Annotated in this window: 18 protein-coding genes; 7 read left to right on the top strand and 11 right to left on the bottom strand. The window is 65.3% G+C overall.

All coding sequences use genetic code 11. From position 1 onward, the window contains the following. Positions 1-9 precede the first annotated feature (9 nt). Positions 10-2946, top strand: coding sequence for a PAS domain S-box protein (locus ARADN35_RS0108315; protein WP_010461007.1), 2937 nt, complete (start codon positions 10-12; stop codon positions 2944-2946). A 284-nt stretch (positions 2947-3230) separates the two neighbouring features. After that, complete coding sequence (locus ARADN35_RS0108310; protein ID WP_010461004.1) at positions 3231-3524, top strand: hypothetical protein; 294 nt, start codon at positions 3231-3233, stop codon at positions 3522-3524. Between the two features lie 219 nt (positions 3525-3743). Here ARADN35_RS0108310 and ARADN35_RS0108305 read toward each other — a convergent pair whose 3' ends face one another. The 6 genes from ARADN35_RS0108305 to ARADN35_RS0108275 form a co-directional block, all read right to left on the bottom strand. Then, positions 3744-4304, bottom strand: coding sequence for a VOC family protein (locus ARADN35_RS0108305; RefSeq protein ID WP_010461002.1), 561 nt, complete (start codon positions 4302-4304; stop codon positions 3744-3746). Between the two features lie 19 nt (positions 4305-4323). Beyond that, positions 4324-5319 (bottom strand): zinc-dependent alcohol dehydrogenase family protein, encoded by a 996-nt coding sequence (locus tag ARADN35_RS0108300; protein ID WP_100199409.1) that lies wholly within the window; start codon positions 5317-5319, stop codon positions 4324-4326. Between the two features lie 23 nt (positions 5320-5342). Next, positions 5343-5921: an amino acid synthesis family protein gene (locus tag ARADN35_RS0108295; protein WP_010460999.1), complete on the bottom strand. Its 579-nt coding sequence runs from the start codon at positions 5919-5921 to the stop codon at positions 5343-5345. Between the two features lie 33 nt (positions 5922-5954). After that, positions 5955-6926: a tripartite tricarboxylate transporter substrate binding protein gene (locus ARADN35_RS0108290; protein WP_010460997.1), complete on the bottom strand. Its 972-nt coding sequence runs from the start codon at positions 6924-6926 to the stop codon at positions 5955-5957. A gap of 89 nt (positions 6927-7015) precedes the next feature. Continuing rightward, positions 7016-7876, bottom strand: coding sequence for a fumarylacetoacetate hydrolase family protein (locus tag ARADN35_RS0108285; protein ID WP_010460995.1), 861 nt, complete (start codon positions 7874-7876; stop codon positions 7016-7018). A 437-nt stretch (positions 7877-8313) separates the two neighbouring features. Further along, positions 8314-9030, bottom strand: coding sequence for a GntR family transcriptional regulator (locus tag ARADN35_RS0108275; RefSeq protein ID WP_029413710.1), 717 nt, complete (start codon positions 9028-9030; stop codon positions 8314-8316). A 34-nt stretch (positions 9031-9064) separates the two neighbouring features. Here ARADN35_RS0108275 and ARADN35_RS0108270 point away from each other — a divergent pair, with 34 nt between their 5' ends. Next, a complete protein-coding gene (locus tag ARADN35_RS0108270; protein WP_010460989.1) occupies positions 9065-9652 on the top strand; it encodes an NADPH-dependent FMN reductase in 588 nt (195 codons plus the stop codon). A 43-nt stretch (positions 9653-9695) separates the two neighbouring features. Here ARADN35_RS0108270 and ARADN35_RS0108265 read toward each other — a convergent pair whose 3' ends face one another. After that, positions 9696-10238 carry a cupin domain-containing protein gene (locus ARADN35_RS0108265; protein ID WP_029413709.1) on the bottom strand — a complete coding sequence of 181 codons (543 nt, stop codon included), beginning with the start codon at positions 10236-10238 and terminating at the stop codon, positions 9696-9698. 12 nt (positions 10239-10250) lie between these two features. Then, on the bottom strand, positions 10251-11360 hold the full coding sequence (locus ARADN35_RS0108260) for an alcohol dehydrogenase catalytic domain-containing protein (protein ID WP_010460985.1): 1110 nt from the start codon (positions 11358-11360) through the stop codon (positions 10251-10253). A 136-nt stretch (positions 11361-11496) separates the two neighbouring features. On the opposite strand from ARADN35_RS0108260, the gene mhpA reads away from it, so the two are divergent. Both mhpA and ARADN35_RS0108250 read left to right on the top strand, forming a co-directional pair. Next, positions 11497-13095, top strand: a complete 1599-nt coding sequence (mhpA, locus tag ARADN35_RS26055; RefSeq protein WP_010460982.1) for a bifunctional 3-(3-hydroxy-phenyl)propionate/3-hydroxycinnamic acid hydroxylase MhpA — start codon at positions 11497-11499, stop codon at positions 13093-13095. Positions 13096-13172: 77 nt separating this feature from the next. After that, positions 13173-13583, top strand: coding sequence for a nuclear transport factor 2 family protein (locus tag ARADN35_RS0108250; protein WP_010460981.1), 411 nt, complete (start codon positions 13173-13175; stop codon positions 13581-13583). A gap of 142 nt (positions 13584-13725) precedes the next feature. Here the strand turns inward: ARADN35_RS0108250 and ARADN35_RS0108245 are convergent, their stop codons facing one another. The 3 genes from ARADN35_RS0108245 to ARADN35_RS0108235 form a co-directional block, all read right to left on the bottom strand. Next, positions 13726-14418 carry a response regulator transcription factor gene (locus ARADN35_RS0108245; protein WP_010460979.1) on the bottom strand — a complete coding sequence of 231 codons (693 nt, stop codon included), beginning with the start codon at positions 14416-14418 and terminating at the stop codon, positions 13726-13728. Then, on the bottom strand, positions 14415-16106 hold the full coding sequence (locus tag ARADN35_RS0108240) for a sensor histidine kinase (RefSeq protein WP_010460978.1): 1692 nt from the start codon (positions 16104-16106) through the stop codon (positions 14415-14417). Before ARADN35_RS0108240 ends, ARADN35_RS0108245 begins: the two co-directional genes overlap by 4 nt. Before the next feature lie 103 nt (positions 16107-16209). Beyond that, a complete protein-coding gene (locus tag ARADN35_RS0108235; RefSeq protein WP_010460976.1) occupies positions 16210-16773 on the bottom strand; it encodes a hypothetical protein in 564 nt (187 codons plus the stop codon). A gap of 987 nt (positions 16774-17760) precedes the next feature. Here ARADN35_RS0108235 and ARADN35_RS0108225 point away from each other — a divergent pair. Continuing rightward, on the top strand, positions 17761-17943 hold the full coding sequence (locus ARADN35_RS0108225; RefSeq protein ID WP_010460972.1) for a hypothetical protein: 183 nt from the start codon (positions 17761-17763) through the stop codon (positions 17941-17943). A gap of 126 nt (positions 17944-18069) precedes the next feature. Then, positions 18070-18447, top strand: coding sequence for a hypothetical protein (locus ARADN35_RS0108220; protein WP_244265861.1), 378 nt, complete (start codon positions 18070-18072; stop codon positions 18445-18447). The last annotated feature ends 6 nt before the right edge of the window (positions 18448-18453 follow it).

The raw sequence follows: 18453 nt of genomic DNA, 5'->3' as shown, positions 1-18453 counted from the left end.
AATGCCAGCGTGAAAATCGCAACCCGACTCAAACTTGCGGGACTGTTCTCCGCCGCCGTGGTAATCGTCATCAGCGCCGTGTTGTGGACCACGACGCAGCAGGTCAAAAAGGAGCTCGCCAAAAACGAGGCGGCCGGCGAAATTCTCAACGCTGTCACCGCAGTCAGACACCTGACGCTGGAGTACGTGTTGCGCCATGAAGAGCGCGCAAGGGTGCAGCGGCGCTTGAGCCAAGCGTCGCTGCTGAAGCTGCTGACCCCAATACCGGAATTCAGCGACGCCGAAGAACTTGCCATCTTGGAAGAATTCAGGCGCACCCACACGGTTGTCGACACCTTGTTCGACCAGCTTGTTGCCAACCAGCAGGAGCGCAAGGCCGCCCCACAAGCCAGCGAGGTGCTGGAGGAGTTGGACTCCCGGCTCACCGGGCAGATCATCAACCAGACGCAAGCCATGATCTCAGATGCCTTGCGTCTGTCCGTGCGAAGCCGGGAGGGCGTTCTCAAAGCCCAGCAGCGCGCCAGTGTGGCCGTGGCGGCATTCGGTGGAGCAGTTTTACTGGTCATCATGATGACGCTCCTTCTCGTGCTCAGAAGCGTGACACGACCTCTTGAAAGGCTGCGCGCCAGCACTGAGGTCGTGGGTGCAGGCAATCTTGACTATCGGCTCGATGTGACTTCCCGTGACGAGATTGGCGACTTGGCACGCGCATTCGATGCCATGACGTCAACGCTGAAGGGAACGACCGTTTCGCGCGATCAATTGGTGATGTCGAACGCGCAGCTGCAATCGGAAATCACCGAACGCAAACGCACCGAGGTTGCCTTGCGCGAGAGCCAGGAGCGCAACCTCGCGGTGGTCAACACAGCCCTGGACGGCATCGTTTCCATCGACCATGAAGGACGTATTGTCGATTTCAATGCTGCAGCCCAAGGCATTTTTGGTCATACCAAGGGCGACGTGCTTGGCCGAGACATGGCTGAGTTGCTTATCCCGCCACAGTGGCGCGCGCAGCACCGCCAAGGCCTGGAACACTACCTCGCGACCGGGCTTGGGCCAATACTGGGCCAGCGTGTGGAGCTGACGGCCCTGCGCGCCGACGGAACGGAGTTTCCGGCCGAGTTGTCCATCACACGTAGCGGCTCTGCACACCCCCCCACCTTCACCGGATTTGTGCGAGATATCAGCGAACGCAAGTTGAGCGAACAGAAGCTCCAGGCGCAGTTGGGGCGCCTTAATTTGCTGCATCAGATCACTCGCGCGATTGGAGAGCGGCAGGATCTGCCCAGCATCTTCCAGGTGGTTGTGAATAGCCTGGAGGACCAGCTTCCGGTGGATTTTGCCTGCATGTCCCTGCATGACTCATCCAACAACATCCTGGAAATCGCCAGCGTGGGGATACGCAGTGCTGTATTGGCCACGGAGCTGGTCATGACGGCTCACGAGCAGGTGACCATTGATGCCAATGGTTTGTCGCGCTGTGTACGTGGGGAACTCGTGTACGAGCCCGATATCAGTCAGGTCGCGTTTCCTTTTCCGCAACGCCTGGCGCGCGGGAAGCTGCGTTCTTTGGTCGTCGCGCCCCTGTTGACGGAAAGCCGTGTGTTCGGTGTGTTGATTACCGCGCGCCATGCAGCGCATGCCTTCAGCAGTGGTGAATGCGAATTCTTGCAGCAACTGAGTGAGCATGTCGCCCTGGCGGCGCACCAAACGCAACTCTACGGAACGCTGCACCAAGCGTACGACGATTTGCGCCTGAGCCAGCAGGCTGTGATGCAACAGGAACGCCTGGGGGCACTCGGACAAATGGCCAGCGGCATTGCGCATGACATCAACAACGCCATCTCGCCGGTGACGCTCTATACCGAGACGCTGCTGACCAATGAGCCCGGACTCAGCGCTCGCGGCCGCAATTATCTTGAAACCATTCAGCGCTCGATTGAAGACGTAGCACAGACGGTCACGCGTATGGGAGAGTTCTACCGACACCGCGAACCTCAGCTGACACTCACCCCCGTACAACTGAACCTGCTGCTGCAACAGGTCATCGACCTCACGCGCGCCAGATGGCACGACATACCTCAGCAGCGGGGTGTTGTGATCCAGTTGCGAACCGAGCTTGCGCCGGATTTGCCAGTGGTCATGGGCATCGAAAGCGAGATCCGCGAAGCATTGATCAACCTATTCTTCAACGCCATTGATGCCATGCCGGATGGCGGCACGCTGACATTGCGCACGAAGGCAGTGCAAAGGGTGGCAGACGCATCCCTTCCACTGGAGCATGTACATCTTGAGGTGGAAGACACCGGGACGGGGATGGACGAGGCGACACGACGCCGCTGCCTGGAACCATTTTTCACCACCAAGGGCGCGCGGGGCACTGGACTTGGTTTGGCGATGGTGTATGGCGTTGTGGAGCGTCACAGCGCAGAAATTGAAATCGACAGCACACAGGGGCTGGGGACAACCATGCGCCTGGTGTTTTCGGTGCCCTTTGTCGCGGCGGCTCTTGCATCGACTGAAATACTCGATGTATCCATCCCGCGCCTGCGTCTCTTGATCGTGGACGATGATCCTATGCTGCTCAAATCGCTGCGCGACGTCCTGGAGGTGGACGGTCATGACGTGACCACCGCCAATGGCGGACAGGCAGGGATCGACGCTTTTCGCGCAACACAAGAAGCGGGGGAAACGTTTGCCATGGTCATCACGGACCTGGGCATGCCGCATATCGATGGACGCAGGGTCGCCGAAGCCGTGAAGCAAATGTCACCGTTGACACCGGTCATTCTCCTGACCGGTTGGGGGCGCAAGCTGATGTCCAATGGAGAGACTCCACCGCACATTGACTGCATCCTCAGCAAACCACCCAAACTCGGGGAGTTGCGCAAGACCTTTATCCACCTATCCAGGCTCGTGGGAAGCAGCGGAGGCTCGGCAGCGTAGCGTATTGCAGCATTGCAGGCCCCACGGAGCATTGCAGAAATAGAGCCCTTCACGGGCCGACAGGCCCACTGCAAGAGCCCTTCACGGGCCGACAGGCCCACTGCATTGTTCGTAATACTGAAACGGTCAGTTCGCAACCCGATAGTTTCTCTCTGGACGACAGCGGCGTACAGTTCAACCCATCGATGAGCCGAACCCGCAAGGCGACTCACCGAATCCGGTTCAAGAACGGTTTTTGTCCCGGCTTTTATTGAGACGCTTTTTTAACTTCAAGGATTTTCATCATGAACAACACCGCACGTTTCCTCTCCATCGCCGCTGTGGCCGCTTTCGCTTCTTTCGGTGCCCAGGCTGACGAAGCCGATGCTTCGCAGTTCGCCACCAAGTTCGACACGAACCGCACCCGTGCTGAAGTGGCTGCTGAAGCCGCTACCGTGGCACAGACCCGCTCCATCGAGCCTGCTGGCTCGCGTGTGGTGACCTACAAGTCCACCGCTGACCGCGCTGCTGTGCGTGCCCAGGCTGCTGAAGCCCTGCGCACGGGCCAGATCTCTTCTGGCGAATTCAGCGCCATGTAATTGACGCAGTTGCGGGCCTTCCCATGGTGGCGGCACTTCGCGGGTGCTGCTGCCATGGGGAGTGTTTTTATCCCGCGCTGAAGCCAAGCAAACTGGGCTCCCGTTGGGAGCCTTTTTTGTTGCTGCGTCCATGCCTCTGCAAGCAGCTGAAAATCCTCGCAAGCCCTGCGTCCTTGGACCCGCGATCAAAAGGCAAAGGATGCTCCCAATCGCCCCTGACTAAAGCTTCGATTTCTTCAACGCCTCGTTGCGCAATGCGAAGCGTGCTGCCCATTGCGACACCGGCATGAAGCTCGGGTCGGTGCGCACCACCTGCTCGGTCTGGGCCCAGATGGCCTCGTCGTCCTGGTCCAGGTCCAGCGGGTCGCCGTGGGGCTGGCTCACGTACCAGGGGGTGTCCAGGTACACCTCCACGGTGTTGTCTTCAGGGTCCATGCAGTAGATGGAGATCGCGTTGCCGTGGTTCAGGCCGCGCATCTTCGTCGCGCCCAGGGCCAGGGCCCGGCGGCGCGCCTCGCGCAGGTGGTCGATGGTCTGGACCTTGAAGGACAGCTGCATCACCGTGCTGGGCGCATCGGCCCCGCGCCCGCCGGCCAGCACCAGTTGATGGTGCTGGTCGTCGCGCCCGCTCAGGAACACGATCTCGAAGCGGAAGGTGACACCCTCGCCCCGGTCGGTCTCCTGCATATCGAACACGCCGGTGTAAAAACGCTTCATCACCTCCAGGTCGCGGCAGAAGATGCCGCAGTGCGAGAGGTTGGCGCTGTAGGGTGGGTTCATGGTGGCGGCCTCCATGGGGTCAGGGGATGAGGACGAGCTTGCCCAGCGTGCCACCGCTGTCCAGCAGCTCGTGCGCCTGGCGGGCCTGCGCCAGCGGCAGGCGCATGGCGCGCGGTGCGCGCACCTGGCCGCTGGCCATCAGCGCAATGGCCTGCTCCATCAGGCCGCGGCGCTGCGCGATGTCGGCATCCACCGCGTGGATGGAGAAAGTGCGGATGGCAAGGCTTTTGGCCAGCAGCTTGCGCAGCTCGTCGAACACGTCGCTCGACGGCGGGCCTGCCAGGATGTTGTACGACACTGCCATGCCCGAGGGCGCCAGCGACCGCAGGCAGGCGATGAAGAGCGCGGCGCCCACATGGTCGAAGGCCAGGTCCACGCCCCGCCCGCCGGTGAGCTCCATCACGCGCTGCGGCAGGGCCTGCACATCGCCATCGACGAGGTCGGTGACCCCGTTCTCCAGTGCAAAAGCGCGCTTTTCCACGCTGGATGCCGTGCCGATCACGCGCAGCCCGCGCGAGCGCGCAACCTGCGCCAGCGCGGTGGCCACGCCGCCGGCCGCGCCAGGCACCAAGATGGCCTGCGCCGGCAGGTTGCCGTTGCTCGCCAGCAGCGCCAGTGCGAGCTGGAAGTTGCCCAGGCTCACCGCATCGTCGAAGGCAATGCTGGCCGGCAGCACGAAGGGCACGGCCTGGTCCACGCAGATGGCCTGCACGTAGCAGCCACCGCGCTGGGGCAGCTCGCGGGCGCTGACCAGCACGCGCTCGCCCACGGCCAGGCGGTCCACGCCAGGGCCCACGGCATCCACCACGCCGGCCAGCTCATTGCCGGGCACGGCGGGCAGCGGGGGCATCCATTTGTAGGTGCCGTTGCGGATCAGCACGTCCGGCCCGCCCGCGCCGATGGCGTGGGCGCGCACGCGCACTTCGCCCGGGCCCGGCTGGGGTTCGGGCAGGTCCACGAGCGACAGCACCTCGGGGCCGCCGGTGACCTGCAGCTGCACTGCCTTCATCGTCATGGGGGTGGTGTGTGCCGCCATGCTCAGCGCTGCCCATCGTGCACGGAGACCTGCTCGCGTGTGAGCCCGCCCAGGCGCGAGTGGACGCGCCCGCCATCGGCCATCACCAGCGCGAACAAAATCTCGTTGGGGCGCGGCGCGTCCTGTATGCCCACCTCGGTGCTGTTGAAGTGGCTGCGCACATAGGCCGCATGGATGTAGTGCAGCGGCACCATCAGCCGGTAGCCCGTGGCCGCCACGGCCTTGGCCGCCGGCACGATGGCCTTGGGCTCGCCCAGCACCTGGCGCATGGCCCAGCCACCGGCCTCGTGCCAGACCGCGCCGTGCTCCAGCTCGCCGTTGACCCCAACGATGGCCGCCTTGCTGTAGGCCTGCACGTTTTCCTTGCCCAGCGTGGCCACCAGCTCCTCGGCCAGCAGGGTGCCCAGGCTGCGCAGCTCGGCCATGAAGGGCAGCAGGTCCGGCTCGTAGCGGCCGGCATAGGGGTTGTGGATCACCGCGCAGGCCGCAGCCACGCGCAGCGGCTGCTGCGCTGGCGGGCCGCCTTCGTGGTAGATGGTCTCAATGCTGAGGCTGCGTTTGCGGATGGCGATCAGAGTCATGCGAAAAGTCTTTCAGTGAATTTTTTCAGTCGTTCATTGTTTCGGTATCTTGGCATCGGCCACCACCTGCTGCCATTTTTCGAGCTCGTGGCTGACCATGGCCTTCATCTCTTCGGGCGTGCTGCCGCGCGCCTCGCCGCCCATGTCCTCCAGCCGCTGGCGCACGGCGGGCGCCTGCAGCGCGCGCAGGGCCTCGGCGTTCAGGCGATCCACCACGGCCCGGGGCGTGCCGGCCGGTGCCATCAGGCCGGCCCACGAGCGCACGTCGTAGCCCGCCACGCCCTGCTCGGCCACGGTGGGCACATTCGGCAGGCCCGGCCAGCGCTGCGGGCCAGTGGTGGCAATGGCACGCAGCTTGCCGGCCTGGATGTTGGCCATCACCGCCGTGGGCGGCGCGATGATGAAGGGCACGTCCCCTGCCAGCAAGGCAGTGAGCGAGGCGGCATCGCCCCGGTAGGGCACGTGCAGCAGGTTCACCCGCGCCAGCCTGGCCAGCAGCTCGCCCGCGAGGTGGTGGGTGGAGCCCACCCCCGCCGTGCCATAGGCCACCGTGCCGGGCGCGGCCTGCGCGCTGGCGATCACCTCGCGCAGCCCCTGCACCCTGGAGTTGGTGTTGACCACCACCAGAAAGGGGAAGTAGGTGACGGTGGAGACCATCTCGAAATCGGCCACCGACTTGTAGGGCAGCGTGTTGTACAGCGCCCCCGCCACTGCGTGGCCACCGGTGGCCAGCAGCAGGGTGTAGCCGTCGGGCTTGGCGCGCGCCACGGTGGTGGCGGCAATGGTACCGCCCGCGCCGGACTGCGCCTCCACCACCACGGGCTGGCCCAGCGCACGGGCCATCTCCATGCCCACTGCGCGGGCGATGGCGTCGGCATTGCCGCCGGGCGCAAAGCCCTGGTAGAGCTTGATGGCCCGCTCCGGGTAGGCCTGGGCCAGGGCCGGCAATGCCGGCCAGGCAACGGCAGCCGCGCTGCAGGCAGCCAGCAGGTGTCTTCTGTTCATGGTGCTTGTCTCCATGGGCGGCGGCCGTCTTGGGGCCTGGTGCTCTACCCGTTGGTGGTGGATGGATGGGATCTGGGGAGTGGCAACGCTCAGGCCTGCGCGACCACCGGGTTGCGCAGCAAGCCGATGGCTTCGATCTCCACCTCCACCACGTCGCCAGGTTTCATGAACTGCGGGGGTTTCTTGCTCCAGCCCACACCGGCCGGCGTGCCGGTGATGATCACGTCGCCGGGCACCAGCGTGAAGATGGTGGAGGCGTAGGCGATCAGGCGCGGGATGGAGAAAATCATGTGGCCCGTGTGGCTGGACTGCACCACGGCACCGTTCAGCCGCGTCTCCAGCTTGAGCTCGCGGCCAGGGGCGATCTCGTCGGCCGTCACCATCCAGGGGCCGAAGGCGCCGGTGGACTCGAAGTTCTTTCCCGATGCGATCTGCTTGGCATGGAACTGCCATTCGCGCACGCTGGCATCGTTGTAGCAGCTGTAGCCCGCGATGTGCGCCCAGGCATCCACCTCGCTGATGTCGCGCCCCTCCTTGCCGATGATGACGGCCAGCTCGCCCTCCCAATCCAGCGACTCCGACACGTGCGGGCGCACGATGGGCCCCTGGTGCGGCGTCTGCGAGCGCCATACGCGCAAAAAGATCGGCGGCTGCTCGGACAGCTCGCGGTGCATGCCGGCGGCCAGCACCTCCTGGTGGTGGTCCATGTAGTTGCGCACCGCGCAGACGATCTTCTCGGGGCGGGGGATCACGGGCAGGTACACCACGTCGGCCAGCTTCGCATCGGCACCCAGCCCGGCCACCAGCGCATCGCGGCGCGCGAAGTCGGGGCTGGCGATGAAGTCGGCCAGCGTGGCATGGCCCGTGCGCGCCGCCAGTTCGGCCACGCCATCGTCGACGACAACGCCCCAGGTTTCACGGCCGGCGATCGAGTAGGACATCAGTTTCATGGGTTTCCTTCAAAGGGATGGGAAAGGTGAAAAGAACGGCGACCCGGAGTGAATTTTTCCAGCCGCACGAATTGGTGCATGAAGTTATTTTTATGCATAAAACATTGTAAATGCATAGTGGTTTACACCAAGCACAAAAACTGAAGAGACGCGAAAGAGCCTGCCAGCGGCGGCGCCTCAGGTAATCAACAGGGGGAAAGTTGCGGGTGGCCGGCACCCAACCCCGCGTGCGCCAGGCAGGCAGGGGCAAGCCCGCAGCGGCGTGCCGCCTGGGCTGCGTGGGCGCGGATGCGCTGGGGGTGCGCGAAGAGAAAGGCTGAAAGGGATGCGGGGCCGCGATGGCCGCCAGGGCATGAGGGCGGTGCGTGCAGCCCGCTACCGGTCAGTTGGATGCCGGGACAGCCAGGAGCCCTTCAGCCCTGGTGGCGGCCGCAGGATCAGCCGTCCTGCTGCTCGACCTGGGCCAGCACCGCCATCACATTGCGCTGGGTGCTCAGGATGTGCTCTTCAAGCAGCGCGCAGGCGGTGTCCGCATCGCGGCGCAGCGTGGCGTCCATGAGCTTGCGGTGCTCGTTCGACTTGCGCCGCGAGGTCTTGCGAAAGCGGGCCGAGTAGCGGCGGTAACGCTCGGCCTGGTCGAACAGGCTGGCGCTCCAGGTGCGCAGGCGCTCCGACGGGCTGGCGGAGATCAGCGCGGTATGGAAGGCGGTGTGCAGTTCGGTCCAATCGTTGTCCAGGATGACCGGCCCATCGCCCAGGCGGCCTTCCACTTTTTCAAGCCGGTGGTAGGCACCCACCACAGATGCCTCCCATGCATCGTCGCCATGGGCGATGGATTCGCGCAGCGCCTGCACGTCCAGCATCACGCGCATGCGGGTGATGTCGGCCAGGTCTTCCTCCGAAATGGCGGCCACCCGAAAGCCGCGCCGCTCGTCGGCCCGGATCAGGCCCTCCTGGGCCAGGCGGCTCAGGGCCTCGCGCAGCGGGCTGCTGGAAAAGCCATACGCCGTCTGCAGCTCGTCGAGCTTGAGCTTGGCACCGGCACCATAGGTACCGCTGAGCACATCGTGGCGCAGTTGTGCAAACGCCTGGTCAACCAGGGGCGGTGTGCGCGTGGGCGTTTCTTTTTTGTACATGTTTTGAATTTTATGCATAAACTCAAACAATTGAAAGAAGGAGCAAACCCCAGTGACCGCCAATCCGAACACCGCCCCCACCCGCCTCGTTGCCATATCGGGCAGCATCCGCCGCGCATCGCACTGCACGGCCGTGCTGCGCAGCCTCACACCGCTGCTGCCACCCACGGCCACGCTGGAGTTGTTCCCGCTGGACGACGTTCCCATGTACAACGCCGACCTCGATGGCGACAGCCCGCCGGCCGCAGTCGCGCAGCTCAAGGCTGCCATCGCGGCTGCGGACGGCCTGGTGATCTGCTCGCCCGAGTACAACTACGGCATCCCCGGCGTGCTCAAGAACGCCATCGACTGGGCATCGCGCCCGGGCTTCGCCTCGCCGCTCAAGGGCAAGCCGGTGCTGGTCATGACCGCATCGCCCGGCACGGCCGGCGGCGTGCGCGCGCAGGCACAGATCCGCGATGCCCTGGCCGCCACGCTGGCCCGGCCGCTGGTGCGCCAGCACATCGCCATCGCAGGCGTGGCCAGCCGCATCCAAGACGGCCGCCTGGTGGACGAGCCGACCCTGGGCTTCATCCAGGCCGGCCTGGTGGACCTGCTCGGCGAGATCCGCTGGCTCCAGGCCGCGCGCCAGCAGGCGTGATGCACGCAGGGGCATGCCGCCCCTGCAAGCCCCGTCATGGCCTTCAACCTGGCCGCCGCGCCCCCATCAGCACGAAGAGCATGGTGGCAGGCTGGTCGGTGTGGTTGCGCCAGGCGTGCCGGTTGCCGTGCTGCACCGCCACGTCGTGCCGGCGCAGCAGCACCTGGGCGCCGTCGTCCAGCTCCAGCGTGATCTCTCCCTCCAACACCACGTCGTAGTCGATGCTCTCGGTGGTGTGCATGCCCGGGTGGTCCTGCTCGAAGCGCTCGGCCAGGCCCGGGACCTTCTGCGCAAACTCCGCACCAAAGGCCGCACCGTCGAAATCCGCGCGCATCATCACCGCGTCCGGCGGGAAGGTGACGAACATCAGCAGCGTCTCGCCCGCTGCCGGCACGAACCCGGTCTGCCCCGTGCGGTCGGCCACCGCCCCCTGGCCCAGCACCTCGCCAGCCGAGGTGGCCCACAGCAGGGCAGCGGCAAAGCCCTGTGCGCTCTCGAACTCCACGGCACGCGGCGCCACGCCGTCCGTGAACACCTGCGAGCGGCCGTTGGCACCGACCCCCGCGACGATTCGCCTGATTTGCATGGTGGGCACCTCTCAGGGGTTGATGACGAAATTACTGAACCCGCCATTGCGCCCCGCAATGCCCGAGATCGCCTCGTTGATACGGTCCAGCGGATAGCACACATGCTCGAAGACCGACAGGTCGAGCGTTCCCGCCTCGGCCATGTCCGCAATGTCCTGGCCCTCGCCCGCGGTGAACCAAGCCGAGCCTTCGATGGATTGCTGCTCGTCCATCATGGTGTGCAGGTCCATGCCCACCATGCCGGCGATGGCGCCGATGTTGTAGGCCCGCCCGCCGCGCTTGAGGGCGCGCACACCCTGCTGCAGCGTCTCGTGCGAGGCGCCGGGGCCCAGCGCGTCGAAGAAGGCATCGACCCCCAGGCCCTCGGTGCGCGACTTCACCCAGGTATCGATGGCGCCGCCATCGGCATTCGAGAACACCTCGATGCGGCCGGGCGCGAGCGCCTTGACGCGGTCCAGCAACTCCTGGTTGCGGCCCGTGCCCAGGATGCGGGTGGCGCCCATGGCCAGCCCGAACAGTGCGCCGCCGATGCCCAGTGTGCCGCTAATGCCGTTGATGAGCACGCTCTTGCCCGGCCCCACGCCTGCCTTGCGCATGGCAGAGTACATGGTGCCCAGGTAGCCGAAGCGCGCCGCCTCGTTGAAGCCCACGTTGTCGGGCAGCTTCACCAGCGCGTACTGCGGGGCGATCATGTACTCGGCCAGCCCGCCGTTGGGGTAGTTCTCATAGAGCTTGAGCGAGTTCTGCGAGAAGCCGAAGTAGCCGCTGAACGCATAGTGCGTGCAGTTGATCAGGTCGCCGTTGCGGCAGGCGCGGCAGCCGCCGCAGTACAGACTGGGGTTCACATACACGCGGTCGCCCGGCTTCCAGGCATGCACGTGGGAGCCTACCGCCGTCACTTCTCCCACGGGGTCGAGCCCGAAGACGGCCGGCAGCGGGGGCAGCGGCAGCTCGGGAAACCAGGTGGTCCAGTTGGCCAATATGTTGCCCAGGTTGGGCACGATGCCGCAGGCCCTGACGCGCACCTGCACGTCATTGGCCGCTGGCTGGGGGATGGGCAATTGCTCGATCTCCATGGGGGCGCCGACCTGGTGCAGGCGGGCCGCTTTCATCATCGACATGTCGTCTCCTTGTTAAATGCACAAATCCAACTTTGTGCATTTTTTGATCTAAGCGCGGACGCCGGCATCGGGATCAACCCCTAATGCACATTTTATTTTTTTATGCACAATTTACATTTATTGCATTAAAAATACCATGACCAGCCAAACCACCTCTTCTGTAGACGTCGCCATCATCGGCTTCGGGCCCGTGGGCGCATCCCTGGCCGCCCTGCTGGGGCAGCGCGGGTGCCGCGTGGCAGTCTTTGACAAGTCCGAGCAGATCTACCCCCTGCCCCGCGCCTTTGCGCTGGACCATGAGGCCATGCGCACCTTCCAGCAGATCGGCATTGCCGGCGCGCTGGCGGCGCACATCACGCCCTACCGCCCCACCATCTACCAGGGCGCAGACGGCCAGCCCATCCAGCATTTCGACATGGGACCTGCGCCCTACCCGCTGGCCTGGGCACCGTCGTACACCTTCAACCAGCCGGCGCTGGAGACCGCCTTGCGTGCGGCCGTGGGCGCGCTGCCCAACGTGCAGGTGCATCTGGGCCACGAGGTCACCGATGTCCAGCAGGCGCATGGCGGCGCGGCGCTCACGGTGCAGGCAGCCGGCGGCAGCCCGCGCGAAGTGCATGCGCGCTATGTGGTGGCCTGCGACGGCGGCACCAGCCCTGCCCGCAAGCGCCTGGGCCTGCGCCTCAAGAGCCTGGATTTCGACGAGCCCTGGATCGTGGTGGACATGCATGTGAACGAATCCGCGCTGGCCCGGCTGCCCGACACCAACATCCAGTATTGCAACCCGGCACGGCCCTGCACCTACGTCGTCGGTCCGGGCACGCACCGGCGCTGGGAGTTTTTGCTGCTGCCGCACGAGGCCGAGCAGCGCGAGATGCCGCCCGACGCCATCTGGCAACTGCTGGAGCCCTGGATTGCCCCCGGGGAGGCGACCATCTGGCGCGCCGCCACCTACCGCTTCCACGCCGTAGTGCTGGAGCAGTGGCGCCAGGGCCCGGTGCTGCTGGCGGGCGACAGCGCCCACCAGATGCCGCCCTTTCTGGCCCAGGGCATGTGCCAGGGTCTGCGCGACGCCGCCAACCTGGCGTGGAAGCTCGACTGGGTGCTCAAGGGCCGTGCGGGTGAGGAGCTGCTGGACAGCTACGGCACCGAGCGCGGCCCGCAGGTGGAGGCGGTCACCGCCACCGTCAAGCGCCTGGGGCAGATCATCTGCGAGCGCGACCCCTCGCGTGCCCACGAGCGCGACGAGCACCTGCGCGCCCAGCAAGGCCACCAGGTGCGCATGCAGCTGCGCCAGAGCCTGCTGCCCGGGGTGCACCATGGCCTCATCGACCGCGATGAAGCACCGATGGGAACACCGTTCCCGCAGCCGGTCTGTCAGATCGGCACGGCAGGCCATGAACAAATGATGGACGACCTGCTGGGGCATGGTTTCGTACTGGTCCTGCGCGATGCGCTCTCGGCAGAACAGTTGGCGCAATGGACCGACGCGCTGCAGCGCTTGCAGGCGCAGGTGGCGTGCATCGACATCACCGCGCGCGCGGTGGCCGGCGTGCAGGCATTGCATGAGGCCGACGACATCCTTGCGCACTGGTTCGGCCAACACGGATGCAGCGCAGCCCTGGTGCGGCCCGATCACATCGTCTACGGCGTGGCGCAAGGCACGGCACCCACCACCGAACTGCTGCAGCGCGCCTGTGAGCACCTCGCAGTGCAAACCGCTACCGTCTCGTGACAACTCCTCAGCATTCCGCAGCGTCCCGCTGAACAGTACCGCCACCGCCCTCCGGGCTTTGAACACAACAGGTTCCCATGACATCCCCCACCGATTCCCCCTCCGGCGCCGAAGCCCTGCTGCTGGACCTGGAGGCCCAGCGGTGCGACGCCATGAAGCGCGCCGACTTTGCACGGCTGCGCGAGATCCTGCACCCTGGCCTGACCCATGTACATGCCAAGGGGCAGACCGACGACTACGAAAGCTACTTCCGCTCCGGCGGCACGCACGTCGACTACCAGCAGATCGACCGGTCCGACTTGAAGGTGCAGGTGCTCGGCACCAGCGCCGTCATGACCGGCCGCCAGCTGCTGGTGGCCGTGCGCAAGGACGGCACAGGCACCGTGCGCATCGACTCGCGCGTGCTGCAGGTGTGGACGCAGGCGGACGGCGGAGCGTGGCGGCAGATTGCGTTCCAGACCACGCCGCTGGCGATGAGCATCACCTGATCCCATGCGCGTTCGCAACAAGTCCTTGCGGGCTATGGTCGGCCTGGACCACTTGAGCGCAGCGGAGGCAGCCTCCGGCAATGCAGCGCGACGCTGGTGCGCGCACTTCGGCGCTGTCACCCAAAACTCGCCTTGCCCTGGCTCAATCTGCCATCGCATCCAGCCGGTAGCCAAAGCCACGCACAGTCTTGATGAGAGTGAGCGCATGGCCTTCGTCGATCTTGCTGCGCAGGCGGCGCACATACACGTCGACCACGTTGGTCAGCGGGTCCTCATTGGTGCCCCAGACGTTGGAGAGGATCCGTTCGCGGCTGTACACGCGGCCCGGTGAGTTCATCAGCAGCTCCAGAAAGGCGAGCTCGCGCGCGGTGAGCGCGATGGACTGGCCCGCCCGGCTGGCCTGCATGCGTTCCAGGTCCAACACCAGGTCGGCCACCTGCAGGGTGCTGGCGCGCGGACGCTGCTCGCGGCCCCGCCGCAGCAGGGCCTCGATGCGGGCCAGCAGCTCCTCGAAGGCAAAGGGCTTGGTGAGGTAGTCGTCTGCGCCCAGGCGCAGGCCGTTGACCTTGTCTTCGGTATTGCTCAGCGCGCTGAGCATCAGCATGGGCATGTGGCGGCCTTCGGCGCGCAGGGTCTGGCAGAGCTCCAGGCCGCTCAGGCCCGGCAGCATCAGGTCCAGGAGCAACAGCACGCCGGGCTCGGCGCCGCGCGCCATGGCCAGGCCTTCGGGCCCAGTGCGGGCGAGCTCCACGCGGTAGCCCTCGGCCTTGAGACCGCGCACCAGGAAGTCGGCCACGCGCGCATCGTCTTCCACCACCAGGATGTGCTTGTTCATGCCAGCACTCCCTGCTGTGCGCCAATCTGCTGCGGGGGTGCCATCAGCAGCGGCAGTTCGATGCGCACCACCGTGCCCTGCTGCGGCTCGCTGGCGATGGTGATACGGCCCTGGTGCGCCTGCACGATGGCCTGAGCGATGGACAGGCCGATGCCCGTGCCGTCGGCCCGGTGGGCGCGCGCCCGGCGCCCGCGCACGAAGCGCTCGAACACGCGGGGCAGTTCGTCCGCGTCGATGCCGATGCCTTCATCGCGCACCACGACCGCGACCTCACCCACACCATTCGCCCCCGCCACGCCCTGCAGGCCGATGCGCACGGTGGTGCCGCGCGCTGAATAGCGCACCGCGTTGTCCAGCACGATCACCAGCGCCTGGCGCAGGCGGTCGGCGTCGGCCAGCACAGTGACCTGTCCGGTGGGCAGTGCGCCGCTGGCATCGCCATCCCTTTCGATGCCGTCCAGCAGCAATTGCACCTGCACACCCTGCGGTGCGCCCAAGGCGGCGGCCTGCTCTGCGGCATCGCCCAGCAGGGCGCGCAGGTCCACCGGGGCCGGGTGCATCACCAGCTGGTCGGCCTCGGCTTTGGCGATGAGCAGCAGGTCGTGGATGACGCGGGTGAGCTGGTCCACCCCGCCCACGATGCGCGCCAGGGTCTGGCGGTATTCGTCGGCCGGCTTGTCGCCACCGCGCAGCGCGATCTCAGCTTCGCCGCGGATGGAGGTGGCGGGGGTGCGCAGCTCGTGGCCCAGGTCGGCAAACAGCTGGCGGCGGCGCTGGTCCAGGCGCTGCAGGGTGTCGTGCGCAGCGCTCAGCTCCTGGGTGCGGGCCTGCACGGCGTCTTCCAGCCCGCGGCGCGCGGCATCGGCGCGCGCACGGTGCTGCTGCAGCTCGGCCGCCATGGCGTTGAAGTGCTGGGCCACGCGGTCGAATTCGTCGTTGGAGCCGGTGGCCACGCGGTGGTCCAGTGCCCCAGCCTGCAGGGCCTGTGTGCCTTCGAGCAGCCGGTCCAGCGGGCGCTGCAGGCGCCGCTTGAGGTGCAGCGCCAGCACCACGGCCACGGCCAGCGTGACGAGGGCCATGCCGATGGCCTGCGCACGCAGCACGTCGAGCCCGCGCTCGGTGGCGGCGCGCGCAACCGGCACGGCCGAACGCTGGTGCGCGATGGCACCATTGATCAGCTCGCGCAGGTCGCGCCCGCGCGCCATGTCGAACACCTGGGTAAGCTCGCCCCACAGGGCCGGAAAGTCGGCGCCCTGTTCCAGCGGCACCAGTTGCGCCAGCCGCGCCTCCACGGCCTGGATGTTGTCGCGCAGCAGCTCCGTCACGCCCACGAGCTGGGGCACCTCGGCGGGCATGCTCACGCCTTCGCGGCGCACGAGTTCGGTCCACAGCGCCAGGTCGCGCCGCACCAGGTCGTCGAGGTTGGCGGCGCTGGCGTACATGCTGGCCACCAGGCGCTCGCGCTGCTCGGGCTGGGCATCGGTGTTCATCAGGCGCTGCATGGCCCACACGCGCAGCCGCTGCTTGTTGGCCGACAGGTCCAGCAGCTCGGCCTGGATGTCGCTGGCCAGCCGGCTGTGCTGGGCGTAGTCGTTGACGCGGTTGGCGCCCCAGTACACAAAGGCGGCCTGGATGCAGACCAGGGCCACCAGGGCGGCAAAGGCCAGAGAGAGTCGTGCGCGGTACATGGCGGGCAAGGGAGGAAGCCCCGGATTATGAAGCCGGGCAGGTGCACTCGCAGTGCGCCTGTGGCCTTTGCGTACGAAGCTGCTGCCCCCACGCCAGGGCCGGTCAGTTGCCGGTGAATGGCAAGGACGAATGGTGCACCACGATGCGCAGCTTGCCCGCGTCATCCTTGACGAACGCCCAGGTCTTGTCCACCGTGGTCACCTTGCCGTCCCTGCCCGTGAACATCACATTGCCCATGGTGTTGGCCGAGTCACCAGCGATGAACACGGCACTATTGGCGATCTCGCACTTTGTCCAGCCCTTCAGTGCAAAGCCGGTGTCCTTGGGGAACGCCGGATTGCCCCCCACGAAGTACGAAAGCGCGCCCTCGCGAGTGACGCGAAAGGTCTGAGGCACCTCGGTAAGTGTCGGCTTGAAAAGCACCGCCCCCATCTGGTAGCCGTAGGCGCTGTCGATCACCTTTTCAGCGAGCGCCTTGGCAGCCGCTTGGCCGCCGGAGGTGTTGGCGTTGCTGATATCAATCAGCGCCTTGCACCAGGCTTGCTGAGCCGCCAGCACTTCGCTTTCGGAGATGGCGTGGTTGACGACCGGGCCCTTGGCCAAAGCGGGCAGTGCAGCTGCGCCGATCAGGAGGCTGGCGACGGCGATGCAGGTGGTTTTTTTCATGATTTTCTTTGGTTGAAGTGGTTTGATCTCGCAGTTGCCGGAGCGGCTGTCTGCGAGAACTAGAGTTCACCAAAGCAACATGGATGGGTTCTGACTTCTTGATGAGCCGAACGTGAGCGGAACATGAACATTCGATGAACCAAGGTCAGGCAGCCGCCCATGGCGACTGGATGGACTCACACCCCCCAGCTACGAAGGACTCAGGCTTTGCTACAAAGTCAGTGAATTTGTTGCAAAACGTGTGATTGGTTGTCACACCAAAGTGCCCTGTTCAAAATAAGTGCCTCCATCCGGAAGGAGTGCCCCCATGCCCATGGAGCTACTGTTCGTCCTTGCACAGAGCAAGCTACCCATGACGATCGAGAAGCCCTGCGACGTTGACAAGCTTCGCGTACTGGCGGCTGCCCAGCTCGTGGAAGCCCGACTTCCCAATGTTGACGCCCCTGCGCAAAAAGCAGAGGTTTTCGCTATTTCGCCGCAAGGACGGGCAGCGCTGGCAACCACTTATCCCCGTCACCAATTCAGGTTCGCAGCCGTCCAGCCCCCGCAGGGGCCACTCGTTCCCGACTGGCTCCCTTCCCTGGACGTTTGCCACATGCAGCGCGACACAACCAGAACAACGCTGGATTCCTAGCCCCGGGGAAACAGCTCGCAGCAAGCGTTCAGAAATACAAAGGAATCGAGGTCTTGCCTCTTCAGGTGCTTCGATCCCCCGCTTTCGCTGCGATGACGGAGAGAAGGCGTGGTCCGCATTAGGTTTGCTTGCGGCGTTGCTGTGGTCTATCCCAAGCAACCCCATGCGCCGCCAACTGCGCAGCACGCGGCAGCACACATGCAACCAAAAGCAACATCCCGAAAACAACCCTCGATATCGCACTTGTCTGACAGACGCTAGGCGCATGCTTTGCTGAAATCCTTTCCAGCAGCCATTGAGGCTGGCTTGGGAGCTCATTGGGACTCCCACCCCTTTCTGACACAGGATCCATCATGAAGCGCCATCCTTTGACACCCGGAACCCGCGCACTGGCTGCGTTTGCCGGCACGGTTGTGCTGGCGGTACTGGCTGCAGCATCGTTGTTGATGCCCGATGTGACCGTACAGTCGGTGGATTCGATGTCGCTCTTGCCCAGTGGGTTGGACCAGATCCTCCCCTCCAGCTTTTTGGAATGATCTGACTTGCCTCCGTCAGATCGCGGCGGCACTCTTGCCGCCTTGGTAGTAAAAAACATAGCATCGGAGTACCATCTGGCGCTGCGCACCGGGATTTTCGGTGGCATTCAAGAATGGAGGACGATCGTGACCACACGTTTTCGAATCTCTGCAGGCCAGTTTTCTTCTCACTTCATGGCGTGGCCTTTGGCGACCACGGCGCTTCTGGCAGCGCTGACGGGCTGCACCAGCCCCAGGGACGGCTCCCTCGAAGAATTCGCGCGCTGGCACGATGGCGCGCGTGCCCAGGCCCAGGCGGGTGCGCTGAGCTGGAGCGAGCTCTACAAACAAAGTTTTGATCGCCTCACCGCCCTGCCCCCTTCCTTGCAGCAAGACACACGGCTGGAAAACACCGTGTTGCTGCTATCCACCGCACGCAAGTACGAGGCCAATGAAATCGACGCCCAGCAGTTTGCGCTGGAGAGGGAGCACATCGAGACCCAGTTGCAGGCTCGCCTGCGCTAGCCAGGC

The sequence above is a fragment of the Acidovorax radicis N35 genome, assembly GCF_000204195.1.
Taxonomy (GTDB): Bacteria; Pseudomonadota; Gammaproteobacteria; order Burkholderiales; family Burkholderiaceae_C; genus Acidovorax; species Acidovorax radicis.
This window is presented reverse-complemented; position numbering and strand designations above follow the sequence as displayed.